Raw genomic sequence first — 19,207 nt, forward strand, 5'->3', positions numbered from 1 at the left:
AACAATAATTTGGTTTACGGATCGAGTGCCTTGAACTCTGCGTCACCGTGCATCCAGGCCGCGTGGCGCGGCGCCTTCTTGGTGCGGGACCACTCTTCCAGCATATCCTCGGCGACGCGCTTCAACTCTTTGTGCATACCGGGCTTGGCGGTATTGGCGGCGAGTTCGATGCGGTGACCATTCGGGTCGAAGAAATAGATGGATTTGAAAATGGTGTGATCGGTGGGACCGAGTACGTCGACACCGGCATCTTCGAGTTTCTGCTTCATTGCCAGCAACTCGTCCATGCTCTCCACTTCCATCGCGATGTGCTGTACCCACTGCGGGGTATTTTCATCGCGGCCCATGTCCGGAGAATTGGGCAGCTCAAAAAATGCCAGTACATTGCCCTGCCCCGCATCGAGGAACACGTGCATGTACGGATCCGGTGCCCCGGTGGAGGGCACCTTGTCTTCGGCAATCGCGAGCTGGAATTCCATGCCCAGGAGGTCGCGGTAGAACTCCACGGTCTCCTTGGCATCGCGGCAACGGTAGGCCACGTGGTGAATGCGTTGAATCGCCATGATAGGCCCCCTTTTGAGTTTTTCTTGAGTTTCTCGCCGCCGATCAGGCCGCGTCTTCGCCCTTGGCTTTATCGCCAATCACGCCGCGCTTCAGCTGATCGCGCTCGATGGACTCGAACAGCGCCTTGAAGTTACCTTCGCCGAAGCCTTCGTCTTCCTTGCGCTGGATAAACTCGAAGAATACCGGGCCCAGCATATTGGCAGAGAAGATCTGCAGCAGCAGGCGCGGCTGGCCACCCTCGGTGGAACCGTCCAGCAGCAGACCGCGGGCTTTCAGCTCTTCGGTCGGCTCACCGTGGCCCGGCAGGCGCTCTTCCAGCATGTCGTAATAGGTTTCCGGCGGCGGGGTCATGAACTGCATGCCCTGCGCTTTCAGGCGATCCCAGCAGGCCACCAGGTCGTCACAGGCGAAGGCGATATGCTGGATACCTTCACCGTTGTACTTCATCAGGAATTCTTCAATCTGACCGCCACCACCGGCGGCCTCTTCGTTCAGCGGGATGCGGATCTTGCCATCCGGCGCGGTCATCGCCTTGGACAGCAGACCGGTGTACTCACCCTTGATGTCGAAGTAGCGAATTTCACGGAAGTTGAACAGATCTTCGTAGTACTTGGCCCAGTAATCCATGCGGCCGCGGTAGACGTTGTGGGTCAGGTGATCCAGGGTGTGGAAGCCGCAGCCTTCCGGGTGCTTGTCGACGCCTTCCAGCCAGTGGAAGTCGATGTCGTAAATGGTTTCGCCTTCCTTGTAGCGGTCGATCAGGTACAGGGTGGCACCGCCAATACCCTTGATCGCCGGCAGGCGCAGTTCCATCGGGCCGGTTTCCACTTCTACCGGCTGCGCGCCCTTCTCGATGGCGCTGTTGTAGGCCAGGGTCGCGTCCTTGACGCGGAACGCCAGGCCACAGGCAGAGGGACCGTGCTCGCGGGCGTAGTAATCAGCGTGGCTGCCTTTCTCGTAATTGGTGATGAAGTTGATATCACCCTGGCGCCACAGTTCCACGTCTTTGGTGCGGTGGCGGGCAACCTTGGTGAAGCCCATGGCCTCGAAAACAGTCTCCAGAATACCCTTCTCCGGCGCAGTGAATTCAACGAACTCGAAGCCGTCCAGGCCCATGGGGTTCTCAAACAAATCGGCCATGTGATCCTCCGTTAATAGGACTCTTTTATTGATGACTCGGCGGCGTCGCTCGTGGCGACGGCGGTCTTGGGGAAACCAATAATGGTTTCAAGCGCAACGAATTTAGTTACGCATGTAACCAATGTCAAGAGGCGGGATCTTTCGGGGACTCTTCCTGCCCCCTTAGTGATAGGGCATAGCACGGGAAATGGGATCAGGAAAGGTGACTGAACAGGCGGCGCGAGTTCAAAAATGCATGTTACAAGCAGTACCGGGGCGCATTGCGCGCCCCGGTGTCGTCAGTTGACGGCCTCTCAGGCTTCGGTCTCGGCGATCTTGCTCAGGTCGCCCACACCCGCCTCTTTCAGCAGGGAGTCCACCAGCGGTGCCATGGCGCGGTGCTTGAGGGCACTGCCCACCAGCGCTTCCGGCAGGCTCTGGCTTCTGGACTCGCCGTCCGCGTCCATAATGCCGCCACTGGCACGGCCACCGACGCCATTCAGACCCTCGACGGAGATGATTTTCATCCCCTCGATTTTTTCCAGCGGCCGCACGCTCTCGCGCACGATACCCGGCAGGTGCTCGTGCAGGCTGAGTACACGCTTGAGGGCGATCTGCGCTTCGCTCAGGCTGTTCATGGCCTCGTTCATCAGGCGCTGACCTTCCGCGTCCACCGCATATTTCTCGCGGTCGGCCTCGACCTTGATGCGCACGGCTTCCGCTTCGGCGCTTGCCTGCAGACGCAGGGCCTCGGCCTTGTCTTCCGCGGCGGCTTTTTCCGCTTCGGCGGCGACCTTGATGCCGGTTGCCTGGCGCTCGGCTTCTTTCTGCGCTTCGATGATTTCGATGCGCTTGTCACGCTCGGCCACTTCCACGTCCTTGGCGGTGCGCACCTGTTCTTCCGCTCTCACCGCCTCGGCCCGGGCCACGTTGGCCTGCTGGTCGGCAACGGACTGTTCCTTGGATTTTTCCGCAACCGCAATGGCGCGCTCCTGCTCGGCGATTTCCACGGATTTCAGTTTGGAAATCCGCTGCTCGTCGAGAATCCGCTCGCGCTCGATTTCCTGCTCCTGCAGGCGCTTTTCCTTTTCAATTTCCAGCAGGCGGGTGGCCTGCTCGGCGGCGATGCGTGACTGGTCTACTTCGCGCTGGGCCTCGATCTCTGCCTGGCGTGCCGCGCGCTCCTGGGCGGCGGTCTCCCGCGCCATATCCGCTTTCTGTGCCGCTTCGCGGTTTTCCAGTTCGCGCTGCTGCTCCAGGAAGGCGTAGCGCTTCTCTTTTTCGATTTCGAGACGCTGGCGCTCGGCTTCCAGGTTTTTGGTTTCTATCTGGATGCGGGTTTCCTGCTCGACATCGTTGACCTCTTTGCGGCGGGCCTCGATGGAACGGGTCATGCTGGCAAGACCTTCGGCGTCGAACACATTGTCCTGGTTGAAGAATTCTTTATGGGTCTGGTCGAGGCCGGTCAGGGATACGGACTCCAGTTCCAGACCGTTTTTCAGCAGGTCTTCGGACACCACCTGCTGTACCTTCTGTACAAACTGGCTGCGCTGCTCGTGCAGTTCCGCCATTTCCATTTCCGCCGCCACCGAGCGCAGGGCGTCGACAAATTTGCCCTCGATCATGTCCTTCAGCGCTTCCGGATCCAGGGTGCGGATACCGAGGGTCTGCGCCGCATTGGCGATGGCATCGTTATCCGGTTTCACCCGCAGGTAAAATTCGGCCAGCACATCCACGCGCATGCGGTCTTTGGTAATCAACGCCTGGTGCTCCTTGCGCGAAACCGCAAGGCGCAGGGTATTCATGTTGACCGGGATGATTTCGTGGAGTACGGGCAGCACCAGGGCACCGCCGTTCATGATGACCTTCTGCCCGCCCATACCGGTGCGCACAAAGGAGCGCTCCTTGGATGCACGGGTATACAGTCGCGCGAAAATGGTGCCGATCACAATCAGGCCAACGAGCACAGCTCCTGCCATGATCGCGATACTGGAAAGATTCTGGATCACTGGTTATTTCTCCGAGATGTTTTAACGTTTTTTAAGAGTGTATTTTTATTCGGCAGCGATTTGTCCGGCGGGCCTGATTGCCCGAAAACGTGCTCCCTGTTCTTCCACCAGGACAACCTGCTGCCCCTGGGAAAAGGTTTCTCCCTCTTCATAGGGCTCCACCATGACATAGTGGTTGGTACCGAATTCATCGCTAAAGCGCGCTTCCGCCGGGGAACCGACCTCGGCCCGACCAACGGTGATGACTGCGGTGCGCCCGGCGAAGGTATCGCGGCTCACCGACTGAGTTTCGTCTCCGGGAGCCAGAAAGCGCAGTACCCTGCCAAACACCCGCACCTGGGGTAGCGCCAGCAGCACTACCGGAAGTGCCAGCATCCAGGTGGGCAGGAGGCTGCCGAGAAGGGCTTCGCTGAGCATTTGCAGCAGCAGGCCAGTGACACCGAAGGTTACCAGGAAGGCCACCAGCAGAATCAGCGCCGGCACCTCGCCGAAGCGCAGCCAGCCCAGCAGCTTGGTGAGTCCGCCAGTGGTGCTGGCTGTGGGTGCGTCGGTGTTGATGTTCATATCCGGCAGCAGGTTATCCAGCAGGTCGGACAGGCCGGCGCCGATCAGCAGCATCACGCCTTCGAGCAGCGCGATCATCAGCATCAGCACCAGGGCGCCGGTAAACAGCTGGTTGCCGTCTTGCAGTAGAAATTCCATCGGCCCTCCGTGGGCGGTTTTTTATCGTTGTGTGATCAATGGTGTGATCCGTTTTTGTCCTGTATTCCCTGCGCAGCTTTCAGCGCAATGCCTCCAAATTACCGAGCGTGGGGATGGCGGTCAATCACACCGCATTACAAACGGTTAATCGCGGGAATTTCAGGCATAAAAAAACCACCCGAAGGTGGTTATCAATACAGGGTTATCCTGCCTCACTGGATGGTCCCGGCACTGTCGTGACAGGGCACCGGGGTCGACACTTTAAACTGGCAGAAAGCCTTTTCTTTCCTTGCGCAAATCCATCGCACGACTTCCTTCAAAGTACCGACGCCGCTGCCCTGTCTCCAGAGACTGTCTCCAGAGACCGCTAAGGGCGATTATTTCTCTACAAACGCCCGCTCGATCACATACTCGTGGGGAACGCCAGCGCGGGTCTCTTTAAAGCCCCAGTCGTCGAGGATGTTGGTCAGGTCCTTCAGCATCGCCGGGGAGCCGCACAGCATAAAGCGGTCTTCTTCCACATTCGGCTTGGGCAGGCCCAGGTCGCTGAACATCTTGCCGGACAGCATCAGGTCGGTGAGACGACCGTTGTTGCGGTAGGGCTCGCGGGTGACCGTGGGGTAGTACAGCAGCCCTTCGCGCACCATCTCGCCAAAGTACTCGTGTTCCGGCAGTTCCTTTTCGATGTAATCCTGGTAGGCCAGCTCGGATTTGAAGCGCACGCCGTGGGTGAGGATCACCTGATCGAAACGCTCGTACACATCCGGATCCTTGATGATGCTCATAAACGGCGCCAGCCCGGTACCGGTAGAGAGCAGCCACAGGCGCTTGCCCGGGAGCAGGTGATCCGCCACCAGGGTACCGGTGGGTTTGCGGCTGACGAAAATCTCGTCACCGGGTTTGATCTTCTGCAGCTGGGAGGTCAGGGGGCCGTCCGGCACCTTGATGCTGAAAAACTCCAGCTCGTCTTCATAGTTGGCACTGGCAATGGAATAGGCGCGCAACAGCGGGCGACCGTTGGGCTGCTCCAGGCCGATCATGGTGAAATGGCCGTTTTCGAAGCGGAATCCGGGATCGCGGCTGGTCTTGAAACTGAACAGGGTGTCGTTCCAGTGATGGACCTCGAGCACGGTTTCCTTATTCAAATTTGACATAACAATAGAACCACTTATTCCTGACCTTTTTGCTGGGTGAATTCTAGCGCTGGCTTATCTATTGGCAAAATGGGATATTTCGATATTCGTTATCTATTTTATTGATAACTGTATTTCTGGCCTCGAGGCCAGAGAAGTCCGGATATGCTCAGTTAAAAGGTCTTGCCCATGCGCTACTCCCTGCGTCAGCTCGAGGTATTTCTCGCCTGCGCCCACTTCCAGAATGTCAGCCGTGCGGCCGAGAGCCTGAGCATGTCGCAATCCGCCGCCTCCACCGCACTCAAGGAGTTCGAACAACAGTTTGACCTGCGCCTGTTCGAGCGCACCGGCAAGCGTCTGCAGTTGAATGAACTGGGGCGGCAGTTGTGGCCGCGGGCAGAGGAATTGCTGGAACGGGCGCGGGAACTGGAAGCCACCCTGCAGGCCCACGGCGACCTGGGACGCCTGAAGATCGGCGCCACCCTGACCATTGGTAACTACCTCGCCGCCGGCATCATGGCCAACTATATGGAACAGCAACCGGGTGCACGGGTAGAGCTGGAAGTGGCCAACACCGCGGCCATCGCCCAGGGCGTATTGAATTTCGAGCTGGATCTGGGGTTGATTGAGGGGGAGCTGAATCACCCGGACCTGGAGATGATCCCCTGGCGGGACGACGAGCTGGTGGTGTTCTGCGCGCCGGATCACCCACTGGTCACGCGACCGCAGCTGAGCGACGAGGACCTGCGCGAGGCCACCTGGATACTGCGGGAAACAGGCTCCGGCACCCGCCAGACCTTTGATCGCGCACTGGCGGGGCTGCTGCCGGAACTGAATATCCGGCTGGAGCTGCAGCACACCGAGGCGATCAAACGTGCGGTGGAAGCGGGACTCGGGATCAGCTGCCTGTCCCGGGTCTCCCTCACCGACGCCTTCAAACGCGGCGCGCTGGTGGAGCTACCGGTACCCCAGCGGGATTTCCGCCGCGAATTTTACTTCGCCCTGCACCGGCAGAAGTACCGCAGCGCCGGTATCGAACGCTGGCTGGAACTCTGCCGGCAGATGCCTTAATCCTGGCCCGCCTTGCGCACATCCAGGCGGCGGATGAATTCCTGAAGAATCAGTCGGTAGAGCTCTTTGCCCAGGTACTGATCCTCAACGCCGCTGTCGATGGACGGGTTGTCATTCACCTCGATCACATAACCTTTGCCCGCGGATTCCTTCACATCCACCCCGTAGAAACCACGGCCGATGGGCTTGGTCGCCTTGAGTGCCGCCTGCAGTACCGGCTTGGGTACTTCAAAGGTCGGCAGGGTGCTGAAGCCGCCACTCACGGTTTTTTTGCTGCCGTGGTTATAGATCTGCCAGTGGTTTTTCGCCATGTAATAGCGGCAGGCATACAAAGGTTTGTTGTCCAGCACACCGATGCGCCAGTCGAATTCCGTGTACAGGAACTCCTGGGCCAGTAGCAGGCTGGATTCCGCAAACAGTTCGTCCAGCTTGGTATGCAGCTCCTCTTCCGAGTGCACCTTCACCACACCGCGGGAAAAAGAACCGTCGGGGATTTTCACTACCATCGGCAGCCCCAGCTCCGCCAGTGCGGACTTGAGACTCTCTTCATCGCCGCGGCGCAGAATACAGGTGCGCGGTGCCGGTACCTTGTTGTTGCTGAACAGGTCCGCCAGATAGATCTTGTTGGTACAGCGCAGAATACTGGTGGGGTCGTCCAGTACCACCAGCCCTTCCGCCTCGGCTTTCTTGGCGAAACGATAGGTGTGGTGGTCAATCGCCGTGGTCTCGCGGATAAACAGCGCGTCGAATTCCGACAGGCGCATGTAGTCCCCGGGGCCAATCAGCTCTACCGACAGACCCAGTTCGCGCCCGGCACTGACGAATTTCTTGATCGCGGCGCCATCGGACGGCGGCAGCTTTTCCTCCGGATTCACTAGAATCGCCAGGTCGTAGCGGGTGTTGCTGGGCTTCTTGTGCTGGCGCCACACCTTGTTACTGAAATTATCCAGCGCCTCGGCGAACTCGGTCTCCTCCGCCTCATTCAGGTCGCGGTGGGAACAGATCTTCAGCTCGACGATTTCCCACTGGGGATTCGCCTGCAGATGGATCTCCAGTACCGGACAGGCAAAGCGGTCGAACAGCGCGCGCGCCAGCGGCTGCAGCGCAGGATCCGCACAGCGGCCGAAATAAGACTTCACCACCCGCTCGGAACCCTCTGCCGGCAACGGCAGCTTGGCCAGCGCCGGAATCGCCTGGGACAACTGCAGTTTGTACAGCTGCGGCAGAGCCAGGTCATTCAGGGTGCGCACACTCGGCAACACATTGTGGCTGCGCGCCTCCGCCAGCAGTGAGCAGTAATAGCCCTCACTGCGGTAGTCGTAACTGGCACAGAGGTTGATCACCCGCACCCGCTGCTGCTGGCGCGCCGGCAGGGCCAGGTAGTCGGCAAAGGTAATTACCCGCTCGCTGGGGTAGTAGGGAGCCCAGTCGTCGGGCTCGTCGATCACAATCAGGACCTGGGACATGTATAGATGAAGCGCCTCGGTGGTTTGCCGGGTGGCAATGAAGGGAAGAATGAGACTGAAACTATGGGTGTATGGGCGGTCAGGATTTGCCCGCCGAATAGGCGAAAGATAGAAGAAATCTGTCCCGCTGACTAATACTATTTTTGCCTATTTCCGAATCTCTGTAGGCCCCGCGGCGCAAGGGCTGCAGCCAAGTCACGCTCAGCTACGCCGCGCCATCTGGAGGCCCCTGCCAAGCCGCCTGGGGACGTCCCTCCGGGTAGCCATTACCCCCAGCTATCACCATCAGCCATCATACCAATGACCATTGCCTGTAAGACCAATTATGTTAGACTCGAAAGCGAGTATTCGGGCCTGCCTGGGCCCGCCAGAAATACCGGTAGAAGACTCTTATGAAGACCGAATTTGTAGGAAACGGCCGCCGCATTTATCAGCAGGTGGTCGAGAAGATGCTGACCCTGTTGGACAGTGGCGAATACCCTCCCGGGGTGCGCCTGCCTTCCGAGCGCGAATTGTCGGAAATGTTTGATGTCAGCCGCCCCAGCATTCGCGAAGCAATCATTGCGCTGGAAGTGATGGGCCGGGTGGCAGTGCGCACCGGCTCCGGGGTTTACGTGATCGAACCGGTAAACTCCTTTGCCGACAGCAAGGATTTCAGTCCGTTTGAACTGACCGAAGCACGGGTTTTGATCGAGGGAGAGCTGGCGGCGCTGGCGGCGACCATGATCACCGAAGAACAGCTGGAAGATCTGCGCCTGGCCTACCGGGACATGGTGCGCGAAAACGAGGAGGGAAACCTCACATCGGAACGCGCTGACCGCAAGTTTCACGAAGTCATTTCCCGGGCCACCAACAACCGGGTACTGATGAGCACTATCGATAAGCTGTGGGATATCCAGGAGCACTCGCCGGATATCCAGACGGTACACAAGAATGTGTGCAAGAAAGATGGGCAAAAACGCCTGGCGGAACACAAAGCTATTTTGCAGGCGCTCGAAAGTCACGATCCAATCGCTGCACGCAAAGCCATGCGCATGCATTTCAGCCGCTCGCTGAATGCACTGCACGATGCCTCCGAGGCAAAAGCGGTGGAAGTGGTGCGCCGGGAAGTTTCCGAACGCCGCAAACGTTTTTCCATCGACCGACTGGGCGAATCTTCCGGTTTCTGATTGCCCAAGCAGGACATACAAGCTGGACATAAAGGCCATATGACGGAAAGGTTATATGGCCTTTTTTATTGCCCGATTGGTTCACGGCAAATTTCACGCATAAAAAAGCCCACACAAGGTGGGCAAATCGTGTCCGACAGGCGGCACCTGTTCGGATGGAGAAGAGACAATCAATCAAACAAACCGAAGAACCTGCTCCACCTTCCGAAGATTGGCGTTGCAGGCTCGCCCTTGCCCGGGGCACAAAGCCCCGGGTATCGAGCTCTGGATAGCGCTTAGAACTTGGCTTTCAAGCCGAGGAATACACGCGGTCCATAGCTATTCAACTCACCCAGATTGTCGCGGGTGAAGAAGTACTGCTTCTTCGGCTCATCAAACAGGTTGATGGCCTCGAGGCTCAGCTTCACGTTATCGGTGAGCTGGTAGGATGCCTTCGCTTCCCAAACACCAGTATCACCCACATAGCGCAGGCGAGTGCCGTCAGAAGTGTACGGCTGGAAGTATTCGCTGCGGTACTTGTAGATCAGGCTCGTGTCGAGGTCACCGATCTGGTAGTACAGCTGACCGGAGAATACATGCTCAGAGAAACCCGGCAGGTTGCCAGGTGCGACGATACCGATGTTTTCGGAAACCACCTCACCTGCATCATTCAGCACTACGGAATCGCCATAAAGGCTGTCTTCGAACTCGAAGTCAGAGTCGGCAAAGTTGTAGCTCGCTTTCATACCCAGACCGCTCAGGTAGCCAGGCAGGTAGGAAAAGCGGTGGGTAGCGGTCATTTCGAAACCGGTCAGTGCACTGGTGTCATCATCGGTGCGAGTGATGTTGAAATCAGCCGGGATAGTTTGACCATCCACCTCGAAGAATTCCGTAATCTGCGCAGTTTCAAAACCGCCCTGGAAGCGCTTGTGGTAAATACCGAAGGCCAACATGGTGTCGTCGTTCGGGAACCATTCAACCGCAGTATCGAAGTTCCAGGACGTCAGCGGCTTCATGTTCGGGTTGCCGTCACCGTTCACACCGTCCAGCAAGTCGGCAATATCCACGATATCGTCGGAACCGTTGGTGTCGAAAGTGCGTCGGTAACCCAGGTCGGATGGGTCAGGACGTGACAGACCGCGGAAGATCGCACCGCGAAGCTGTACATCCTCGGTAATTTCGGCAACCAGGTTGAAACTCGGCAGTAGTTCGGTGTAATCGCCACCGGCGGTTACACGTTCCAGATCAGCACCTTCCACTTCTTCCATGGCATAGGTGCCATCATCGTTGGTGATGATGGTGTAAGGCGTGCGATAACCAACAGACTCCACTTCCGTCTGTACCAAACGCACACCAAAGTTTCCGTGTACCGGGGTACCGGCCAATGCACTGTCAAAGTCAGCCATCACATAAGCGGCTGTGGTGGTCTCGGTTACATCGGTCAGGTTCGCACTTTTCTGCTCCAGTTCCGGATAAGCAAAGCCTTCACCCATATATGAGAGCAGCATGTCCGCAACACAAGCCGTGTCGAAGGTTGCCCACTCATTGGTGCGACCAATTACATTGCCGTTTTCATCTACCGTGGTGACCAGGCTGCCGGTGCTCTCGGCATTCATGAAATCGCTTTCCGGGAAGGCGATGGCACAGGCTTCGTTCATTGCCGCAATCGCGGCCGCGCCCTCTTCCGATCCACGGCTAACGCTGAACTCGTCACGCGCAGAACCCAGGTCCACATATTCCAGTTCAGAAAAGCGCAGGCCGCCTTTCACGCCGGTAATAAAGCTGCCATTAACATTCAGATCGAAATCCGTGCGGAAAGCTTCACTGGTATTGCGGCGATCCACATCGTTATCGATACGAATACGATAAGCATCGGAGAAGAGCGTGTGATCGGTGACATCAAAACCGGTCACGGTGTACTGGCGGATTTCTGAATCCATGTCCCAGCTGACCATGGGACGGTAAGAGGAATCTTCGCCGTAAATATCGTCGTTGTCAGACTGGGTGCGCAACAGTATCTGCTTTTCTTCCCGCGTGGTTTCAGAGAAGGAGTAATCTGCAGACACCGTCAGGTTATCGGTAAACGCGTAGGACACGTTCAGGCCGTAACCCAGGTAGTCTTCCAAACGGGAATAGGTTTCGCTATTCGACTCGATGGCTGTCTCGCCCGCCCATTCCAAAATGGTACCGGTATCCGAAACCACCAGACTTTCCGCCGTAACCCCCGGGGTTACCCGCTTCATGTTGGCAAAGTTCAGATCGTGGCGCTGCTCGGACTGCAGTCGCTCAGACTGCTGCAGGTCGAAATTGATATCGGTTTTATCATTAGGCTGGAACTGGAAGGCAACAAATACCGCCTCGCGCTCGTCGGCAGTATCGTTCTGGCGATAACCGTTGGAGCTGGGGGCAAATGCATAAGGCGTACCGTTGCTCACCGCTTTGCCAGTCTCCGGATCAACGGAGGTGTTGTAGCCCTGGTTGCTGGAGCCACCAATCTGGTCTTCACAGTCACCAGAAGAACCGCGGTAAAAACCTTCGGTCGTGTTGTTGGGATCATTCAGGCAGGCGAACAGGGAAGTGCCGCTCGGACTGGATGAGCGCATTTCGGATTCGGGCTGGGAAATGTCACTTTTCTCGTAGCCGAGGGACATACCGAATGCCATGCCGTTGTCGAATTCGAACTGGTCGACATAGCTCGCGGTTCCGCGGAAACCAATATCGCCCGCCATCGGATCCTCGATATCCGCCTGGTTCGGGTTGATATTGGCCTTGGTATCAATCTGGATACGCTGCTCGCCGTACTCCAGCGGCTTCAGGGTTTCCAGTGCAATCAGGCCCGCTACACCACCTTCGATCAGACTGGCGTCCTGGGTCTTGTAGATTGCAATTTTATTCATCAGCTCCGACGGGAACTGAGAGAAGTTAACCGAACGGTCACCACTACCATTGGTCGCCGCGCGGCCGTTGAATGTTGTCGCGCTCAGGTAGGGACCCATACCACGGATGGAGATTTCGGTAGCACCACCGTTTTCACGGTGAGAGGAAGCGCCGGTAACGGACTCCAGGGCTTCACCGATGGACAGAGCTGGCAGATCACCGATTTCATTCGCCGACATGCCGTCGACAATGGTGGTGGAGCTGCGCTTGATATCGATGGTGCTCTGGATGGTGGCGCGGGTACCGGTTACCACAACTTCTTCCAGCGCCTGGTCGGATACTGCCGTAGCCGCTTCCTGCGCCTGAACAGCACCTACATAACCAACATAAGTCACTGCAGCAATTGCGCTTACCAGAAGCGACTTCTTAAACGTTTTCTCATTCGCCATTACATCTCTCGCGTCTTTATTATTATCACGCATGATTACCCCCAAGGATGTCTGCGCTAGTTGATAGTAACAAGGGCGCCCCATGTTGGCGCCTTCTTCATCGCTCATCTCGCGGTTTTTTGTTGTCAGCCTTTTGACCAGTGACAACCGATTTGGCCGGCCGCCCGCGATCTGGCCCACACAAACTCTCACCCGCCCACAGGCCAGTCAACCAATTTCCATAAAAACTTCACATTTTGGACTGACCCCTGTTCGCTTTTTATGCGATTTATGGAAATATTTTGCAGAACGCACCAATAGGGCACAAAAAACCCAAGGCAACTGGTTAACCCGATTGGTTGACAATTATTTTTGACCAATTTAGTCTGGCCCAATAATAACGCGACGACCCTACCGAGTGCCCCGAGTTGGTGCAGATGAGAAGGTCGCGCTCGCAATACCGAACCCCAGAAAAACAACGCAGGTGATCATGAGAGCTTCAGGAATCAAACCATTGCTGGCCGCCACACTACTTACCTGCGGACAGGCGTCCCTGTTCTGTGTCCAGGCTTCCGCCGCGGAATTCCTGGTGCACAACCAGCAGGAGTACGCGAAGGTTGCCAAGAAACTTGAAGCTGGCGACAGCGTGCGACTGGCGAATGGCGTCTGGAAAGATTTTGAAATTTTGTTCACCGGAAACGGTGAAAAAGGAAACCCGATTACGCTAACTGCGGAAGAGAAAGGCAAAGTAATCCTGAGCGGTCAGTCCAACCTGCGCCTGGCAGGGGATCACCTGGTGGTTTCCGGACTGGTGTTTAAACACGGTCACACCCCGAGCAGTGAAGTCATCTCTTTCCGTCGCAATAAGGATCACCTCGCCAATCATTCCCGAGTGACGGAAGTCGTCATTGAAGACTTCAGCAAGCCTGAGCGCATGGAATCCGATTACTGGGTTGGGATTTACGGTAAGAACAACCGCTTCGACCACAGTCACCTCGCCGGTAAAAGCAACAAAGGCGTGACCATGGCGGTGCGACTGGACAGTGAACAAAGCCAGGAAAACCGCCACCGTATCGACCACAACTATTTCGGCCCGCGCCCGGTGCTCGGTTCCAATGGCGGTGAAACCCTGCGCATCGGCACCAGCCACTATTCACTGACCGACTCCATGACCCTGGTCGAAAACAATTTCTTTGACCGCTGTGACGGCGAGGTGGAAATCATCTCCGTCAAATCCGGCAAGAATATTCTGCGCAACAACACCTTTTATGAGTCCCGCGGCACCCTGACCATGCGTCACGGCAACGGTAACCTGATAGAAGGCAACATATTCCTGGGCAACGGCGTGGACCACACCGGCGGTATCCGTGTCATCAATGCGGATCAGGTAATTCGCAACAACTATCTCGAAGGTCTCACAGGCTATCGGTTTGGGAGCGGGTTCACCGTGATGAACGGTGTTCCCAACTCTCCCATCAACCGCTACCACCAGGTAGTGAACGCCAAGATAGAGCACAACAGTTTCATTAATGTGGAGCATATTTACCTGGCGGCAGGTAGTGACCAGGAACGCAGCGCGGTTCCGAAGGATTCGACGATTTCCGACAATATTTTCTATACCAACAATGGGAAATCGCCATTTTCGGTATTCGACGATATCTCCGGCATTACCTTTGCCAACAATGTTTCCAACGGTTTTGTGGATGAAAACATCCACGGCGGGATCAACAAAGGCGTCGGCAAATTGCAGCGCGCCAAGAACGGCCTCCTCTATCCGATCGATAGCGCGGCTGCGAGCAAAGGCGCGAGTAAAGACCTGACCGTCACCACTAAAGAAATGACCGGTGTCTCCTGGTACCCAAAGTCCGAGCCGGTTACGCCCTTTGATAGCGGTAAAACAATCCGCGTATACCCCGGCGAAGATGCCCTGTTCAATGCCATCGCTGGCGCCGCAGATGGCGATACACTGATGCTGGAAAATGGCACTTACAACGCGCGCAAGCGTCTGGATGTGACCAAAACGTTGACCATCAAGGCGAAAAACCCTGGCAAAGCGACCATCACCAGCGAGCGTCCGGTGATGTTCGAAATCCAGGACGGCGGCAGCCTGTCACTGGATGGCCTGGTGATCTCCGGTGCCAGCAGCCCGGACAATGCGGGCAATACCCTGATCCGTACTGCGGTATGGGGCATGCTGAAGAACTACCGTTTTTCCATGAGCAACAGCCGCGTGGAAAATCTGGATATCAATCACTCCTATCACTTCTTTGACTCCGGGCATCGCGCCTTTGCCGATCGCATCAGCCTGAGCAACAACCTCTTTAAAAATATCACCGGCGACCTGCTCAAGCTCAATAAAGAGCAGGACGACCTGGGAATTTACAACGCAGAATATGTAGCCGTGACCGGCAATACCTTTGATCAGGTCCAGGGCGCCCTGGTCGATCTGTACCGGGGCGGTACCGATGAAAGCACCTTCGGTCCACACATCGACTTCAGCAAAAACGTCGTCATTGATTCCGGTAATGGAAAGCGCAACAAAGCGCAGGCGCTGATCAAACTGCATGGCACCCAGGTAGCGGATATTCAGGATAACCGCATGCAAAACAGTGCCGGTATTGTGGTGGAACACACTGTGGGCGAACCGGTAACGCGCATTGCCAATAACCAGTTCTTCAAGGCGCCCCTGCCGGAGGTGACCGAACTCGTGGCAGAGGGACCACACACCGCCGTCCTCGCCAATAACGAAGTCACGAATTGATCAGTAGAAGCACGCTCATGTTTGGTAAATTTTTCTTTAACCAGCGTAAAGCTCTGTCCGCCGCCGTCGCGGTGCTGGCAATGGCTCCATTGTCGGGACTTGCCGTTGAACATCCCAACCTGGTGATCGACGCCGCAGACGTGGATGCCATGCAAGGCGCGGTAGCAAAACCCGGTCGCTTTCGCAGCGCATTTCTCGCGTCCAAATCAGCGGTAGACCATGCGCTGCAAGTGCCACTGGCGGTACCAGTGCCCACCGACGCGGGTGGAGGCTATACCCACGAGCAGCACAAAAAGAACTATCAGCTGATGTACAACGCTGGCGTGCTTTATCAGATTACCGAAGATCCCAAATATGCGGAACGCGTGCGGGATATGCTGCTGGCTTATGCCGATCTGTACCCTACCCTGCCGCTCCATCCCAAGCGTCGCCCGGGGGCAGAAAATCCCGGCAAGCTGTTCTGGCAGAGCCTGAATGAAGCGGTTTGGCTGGTGTACACCATCCAGGCCTACGATCTGATTCGCCCTTCATTGTCCAATGCAGAAGCAGAAAAAATCGAACAGGGTGCGCTGCGCCCGGTGGCTAAATTTCTTTCCGTAGAATCCCCGGCCACCTTCAACAAGGTGCATAACCACGGCACCTGGTTGACCGCCGGAGTGGGTATGGCGGGCTATGTATTGGACGAGCCAGAGTGGGTTGAGCAGGCGCTCCTCGACCTGGACAAGTCCGGCAAGGGTGGCTTCCTTCGCCAGCTGAACACCCTGTTCTCACCGGATGGCTACTACAACGAAGGTCCCTACTACCAGCGCTACGCGCTGATGCCATTTGTCACCTTCGCCAAAGCGATCGAAAACAACGAGCCGGAACGGGGCATTTTCAAGTACCGCGATGGCATTGTGATGAAGGCCATCGATACCACCATCCAGCTCAGCTACAACAATCTGTTTTTCCCGATCAACGATGCCATCAAGAGTAAAGGCATCGACACCTCGGAGCTGGTGCTGGGCGTCACCATTGCCTATGGCGAGTCCGGCAATCCACAACTGCTGGATATCGCCGACAGACAGCATCAGATTCTGTTGTCCGGTGACGGCCTCAAGGTTGCGCAGGGACTCGACGCCGGCGCACTACAGCCTTACCCGTTCAAGTCTTTCGCCTTCCGCGATGGAAAGGACGGCGACGAAGGCGCACTGGTTGTGCTGCGCCAGCAAACCGACGGCGACCAGGCGTTAGTGTTCAAGCCAGCCGCTCAGGGCATGGGCCACGGTCACTTTGACAAGCTTACCTGGCAGTTCTACGACCGCGGCGAAGAAATCGTTACCGATTACGGCGCGGCGCGCTTCCTGAATGTGGAAGCCAAAAATGGCGGCCGCTATCTGCAAGAAAACGAAACCTGGGCCAAGCAGACCATTGCGCACAACACGGTGGTGGTGGACGAGACCTCCCACTTCGACAACAACCTGAAAATCGCAAACAGGAACCATCCTGAGTTGCTGTTCTTCCACGCGGATGACCAGGTCAAAATCAGTGCGGCAGAAATCGATTCCGCCTATCCCGGTGTCAGCTTGAAACGCACTCTGGCGCTCGTTAACAACCCGGAGAGCGGCAATAGCTTCGCCATCGATGTGTTCGGTGTGGAATCCAGCCAGAAACACCAGTTGGACCTTCCTTTGCACTACAACGGCCAGCTGGTGGATACCAATTTCAGGTTGCAGGGCTTTACCGACAGTCTCAAGGCACTGGGTACCAACAATGGCTACCAGCACCTTTGGCTCAAAGCCCGCGGCAAACCGGATTCCGGACTGGCACAGGTCACCTGGCTGAACGACAACGGCCGTTTCTATACCCAATCCAGCCTGGTAGACGGCAAAACCGAGCTGTTGTTCACCGAGCTGGGCGCCAACGATCCCAACTTCAACCTGCGCTCCGAAAAAGGCTTTATCGCTCGCCGCAATGGTGCGCGTTCACATACCTTTGTAAGCGTGTTGGAGCCCCATGGCGAGTACAACCCGTCCAAGGAATTTACCCTGGAGGCGGAAAGCCAAGTGCAGGCGCTACAGCATCGGCAGGCCGGTGACCTCGAACTGATCGCCATCGGCATCAAGAACGGTGCCACACAGCTGCTTGCGTACAACCGCAGTAGCAATGTGCCAGAAGAACTCGAAAACATTTTTGAATATGACGGCCGTAAGTACCAGTTCACTGGCCGCGCAAAACTCTTCCAAATTACTAACTGATTTTCCGCGGAGACGGTTATGCCCGCTACTGATGCGTTTGTTCAAGCCCAGGATGTTGAAGTCGAAGATCTCGGCGGCGGTATCAAGCGGCAGATTCTTGGTCACGATAACAGCCTGATGATTGTGCGTGTCTGGTTTGAGGAAGGCAGCATCGGCTATGTACACAAACACCCGCACACTCAGGTGAGCTACGTGGAAAGCGGTGAGTTTGAAGTACAGGTCGATGGGCGTAAAAAAATCCTGAAGGCTGGAGACAGTTTCTACATAGCGCCACATCTGGAACACGGTGCCGTGTGCAAAAAGGCCGGAGTGCTACTCGATACATTCAGCCCATACCGGGAAGACTTTCTGCAGAAATAAACCAGGACAATAATAATGAAAAACTTACGCTGGACCATTGTGTCCCTGGTGGCCCTCGCCACCATTATCAATTACATCGATCGCACCGCTCTTTCCGTGATGTGGCCAGGTATTGCCGATGACCTCGGCATGGATAGCCACGACTACGCCAATATCATGAGCGTATTCCTGATTGCCTATGCTATTGGCCAGGCGGTGTTTGGTCGCGTATTTGACGCCATCGGCACTCGCCTCGGCTTTATGCTTTCCATCGTGGTCTGGTCCATCTCCATCGCGATGCACGCACTGGCAACGTCCGTGGCCTCCTTCAGTATCTTTCGCACGCTGCTGGGTTTCGGTGAGGCGGGCAACTGGCCCGGTGCCACCAAGGCCAATGCGGAATGGTTCCCCGCGAAAGAGCGCGCCCTGGCTCAGGGTATCTTCGGCGCCGGCGCCTCTGCAGGCAGTATCATTGCCCCACCGCTGGTCGCATTCCTGTATGCGTTCATGGGGTGGCAGGCGACCTTCCTCGTGGTCGCGCTGCTCGGGTTTATCTGGCTGGTGCCCTGGTTGATCATCTACAAGAGTGGCCCCGACGCCCACCCCTGGATCACCGCGGAAGAGCGCGAACTGATTCTGTCCGGTCAGATTGCCGCGGATAAAGAAGAAGATGAGTATGTTCCAACGTTGCGCGAACTGCTGTCTCACCGCCAGAGCTGGAGCGTAATTTCCGCGCGCTTCTTTATCGAGCCTATCTGGTGGCTGTTCGTAGCCTGGCTGCCACTCTACCTGAACGACAAGTTCGGCTTTGATGTGAAAGCGATCGGTGCGTCCGCCTGGATTCCTTACTGTGGCGCCGCGGCCGGTGCACTTTTCGGCGGCTGGTTGTCGGGCAAGCTGATGAGCAATGGCTGGAGCGTAAATAAATCCCGTAAATTTGCCGTTCTTATTGGTGGTTGCTGCATGCTGCCGGCCCTGCTCGCCACCACCGTGGCAGCAACTCCCGCTGCGGCACTGGCCCTGATCACTGTGATCCTGTTCGGCTTCCAGGCGGCCATCAACAATATCCAGACGCTGCCCAGCGATTACTTTTCTGGCAAAAGCGTCGCCAGTCTCGCCGGTATCAGCGGCGCTGTTGGTGTGATCAGCGTAATTACCGCAATTCAGTTGGTACCGATCATCACCAATGATGGGACCTACTACCCTCCCTTCTTCATTCTTGGTGCTTCTCTGGTACCGCTGATGTTGATCTCGGTTCTGTTTGTCGGGGGGCGTATCACTCCGGTGCGCAGCAAGCAGGAAAAAAAGCCACTCGTTGAAGCAACCAACTAGGTTCGATCAGAAACGTTATTC

13 protein-coding genes are annotated in these 19,207 nt (G+C 56.6%); 6 read left to right on the forward strand and 7 right to left on the reverse strand.

Annotation, left to right across the window (positions count from 1 at the left end; all coding sequences use genetic code 11):
- Positions 1 to 14: 14 nt before the first annotated feature.
- The 5 genes from GRX76_RS02105 to GRX76_RS02125 all read right to left on the reverse strand — a co-directional run bounded on the left by GRX76_RS02105 (position 15) and on the right by GRX76_RS02125 (position 5,548).
- On the reverse strand, positions 15 to 563 hold the full coding sequence (locus GRX76_RS02105) for a VOC family protein (RefSeq protein ID WP_160151786.1): 549 nt from the start codon (positions 561 to 563) through the stop codon (positions 15 to 17).
- 43 nt (positions 564 to 606) lie between these two features.
- On the reverse strand, positions 607 to 1,704 hold the full coding sequence (gene hppD / locus GRX76_RS02110) for a 4-hydroxyphenylpyruvate dioxygenase (RefSeq protein WP_160151787.1): 1,098 nt from the start codon (positions 1,702 to 1,704) through the stop codon (positions 607 to 609).
- 293 nt (positions 1,705 to 1,997) lie between these two features.
- Positions 1,998 to 3,692 (reverse strand): flotillin family protein, encoded by a 1,695-nt coding sequence (locus GRX76_RS02115; protein ID WP_201276887.1) that lies wholly within the window; start codon positions 3,690 to 3,692, stop codon positions 1,998 to 2,000.
- A 45-nt stretch (positions 3,693 to 3,737) separates the two neighbouring features.
- Positions 3,738 to 4,394 carry a YqiJ family protein gene (locus GRX76_RS02120; RefSeq protein ID WP_160151788.1) on the reverse strand — a complete coding sequence of 219 codons (657 nt, stop codon included), beginning with the start codon at positions 4,392 to 4,394 and terminating at the stop codon, positions 3,738 to 3,740.
- Between the two features lie 377 nt (positions 4,395 to 4,771).
- Entirely contained in the window at positions 4,772 to 5,548 is a 777-nt protein-coding gene (locus GRX76_RS02125; RefSeq protein WP_160151789.1) for a ferredoxin--NADP reductase, read from the reverse strand.
- 168 nt (positions 5,549 to 5,716) lie between these two features.
- Between GRX76_RS02125 and GRX76_RS02130 the strand changes: the two genes are divergently transcribed.
- Positions 5,717 to 6,598 carry a LysR family transcriptional regulator gene (locus GRX76_RS02130; protein ID WP_160151790.1) on the forward strand — a complete coding sequence of 294 codons (882 nt, stop codon included), beginning with the start codon at positions 5,717 to 5,719 and terminating at the stop codon, positions 6,596 to 6,598.
- Here the strand turns inward: GRX76_RS02130 and GRX76_RS02135 are convergent.
- Positions 6,595 to 8,064, reverse strand: a complete 1,470-nt coding sequence (locus GRX76_RS02135; RefSeq protein ID WP_160151791.1) for a RimK family protein — start codon at positions 8,062 to 8,064, stop codon at positions 6,595 to 6,597. The two genes, GRX76_RS02130 and GRX76_RS02135, sit on opposite strands and share 4 nt — an antisense overlap.
- 392 nt (positions 8,065 to 8,456) lie before the next feature.
- Between GRX76_RS02135 and GRX76_RS02140 the strand changes: the two genes are divergently transcribed.
- Positions 8,457 to 9,233 carry a FadR/GntR family transcriptional regulator gene (locus GRX76_RS02140; RefSeq protein WP_160151792.1) on the forward strand — a complete coding sequence of 259 codons (777 nt, stop codon included), beginning with the start codon at positions 8,457 to 8,459 and terminating at the stop codon, positions 9,231 to 9,233.
- Between the two features lie 275 nt (positions 9,234 to 9,508).
- On the opposite strand, the gene GRX76_RS02145 is transcribed toward GRX76_RS02140, so the two are convergent.
- Positions 9,509 to 12,571: a TonB-dependent receptor gene (locus GRX76_RS02145; protein ID WP_201276888.1), complete on the reverse strand. Its 3,063-nt coding sequence runs from the start codon at positions 12,569 to 12,571 to the stop codon at positions 9,509 to 9,511.
- Positions 12,572 to 13,007: 436 nt separating this feature from the next.
- Here GRX76_RS02145 and GRX76_RS02150 point away from each other — a divergent pair, with 436 nt between their 5' ends.
- Genes GRX76_RS02150 through GRX76_RS02165 form a run of 4 tightly spaced genes read left to right on the forward strand, consistent with a single transcriptional unit; the run spans position 13,008 to position 19,186 of the window.
- Complete coding sequence (locus tag GRX76_RS02150; RefSeq protein WP_160151793.1) at positions 13,008 to 15,278, forward strand: chondroitinase-B domain-containing protein; 2,271 nt, start codon at positions 13,008 to 13,010, stop codon at positions 15,276 to 15,278.
- 17 nt (positions 15,279 to 15,295) lie between these two features.
- A complete protein-coding gene (locus GRX76_RS02155; RefSeq protein ID WP_160151794.1) occupies positions 15,296 to 17,515 on the forward strand; it encodes a heparinase II/III family protein in 2,220 nt (739 codons plus the stop codon).
- Between the two features lie 18 nt (positions 17,516 to 17,533).
- Entirely contained in the window at positions 17,534 to 17,875 is a 342-nt protein-coding gene (locus GRX76_RS02160; protein ID WP_160151795.1) for a cupin domain-containing protein, read from the forward strand.
- A 15-nt stretch (positions 17,876 to 17,890) separates the two neighbouring features.
- Positions 17,891 to 19,186, forward strand: coding sequence for an MFS transporter (locus tag GRX76_RS02165; RefSeq protein ID WP_160151796.1), 1,296 nt, complete (start codon positions 17,891 to 17,893; stop codon positions 19,184 to 19,186).
- Positions 19,187 to 19,207: the final 21 nt, after the last annotated feature.

This window comes from Microbulbifer sp. ALW1 (assembly GCF_009903625.1).
Taxonomy (GTDB): Bacteria; Pseudomonadota; Gammaproteobacteria; order Pseudomonadales; family Cellvibrionaceae; genus Microbulbifer.

Coding starts and splice junctions, on each gene's coding strand:
- GRX76_RS02105 (WP_160151786.1), bottom strand. CDS start 563: ATGGCGATTCAACGCATTCACCACGTGGCCTACCGTTGCCGCGATGCC.
- hppD (WP_160151787.1), bottom strand. CDS start 1,704: ATGGCCGATTTGTTTGAGAACCCCATGGGCCTGGACGGCTTCGAGTTC.
- GRX76_RS02120 (WP_160151788.1), bottom strand. CDS start 4,394: ATGGAATTTCTACTGCAAGACGGCAACCAGCTGTTTACCGGCGCCCTG.
- GRX76_RS02125 (WP_160151789.1), bottom strand. CDS start 5,548: ATGTCAAATTTGAATAAGGAAACCGTGCTCGAGGTCCATCACTGGAAC.
- GRX76_RS02130 (WP_160151790.1), top strand. CDS start 5,717: ATGCGCTACTCCCTGCGTCAGCTCGAGGTATTTCTCGCCTGCGCCCAC.
- GRX76_RS02135 (WP_160151791.1), bottom strand. CDS start 8,064: ATGTCCCAGGTCCTGATTGTGATCGACGAGCCCGACGACTGGGCTCCC.
- GRX76_RS02140 (WP_160151792.1), top strand. CDS start 8,457: ATGAAGACCGAATTTGTAGGAAACGGCCGCCGCATTTATCAGCAGGTG.
- GRX76_RS02145 (WP_201276888.1), bottom strand. CDS start 12,571: ATGCGTGATAATAATAAAGACGCGAGAGATGTAATGGCGAATGAGAAA.
- GRX76_RS02150 (WP_160151793.1), top strand. CDS start 13,008: ATGAGAGCTTCAGGAATCAAACCATTGCTGGCCGCCACACTACTTACC.
- GRX76_RS02155 (WP_160151794.1), top strand. CDS start 15,296: ATGTTTGGTAAATTTTTCTTTAACCAGCGTAAAGCTCTGTCCGCCGCC.
- GRX76_RS02160 (WP_160151795.1), top strand. CDS start 17,534: ATGCCCGCTACTGATGCGTTTGTTCAAGCCCAGGATGTTGAAGTCGAA.
- GRX76_RS02165 (WP_160151796.1), top strand. CDS start 17,891: ATGAAAAACTTACGCTGGACCATTGTGTCCCTGGTGGCCCTCGCCACC.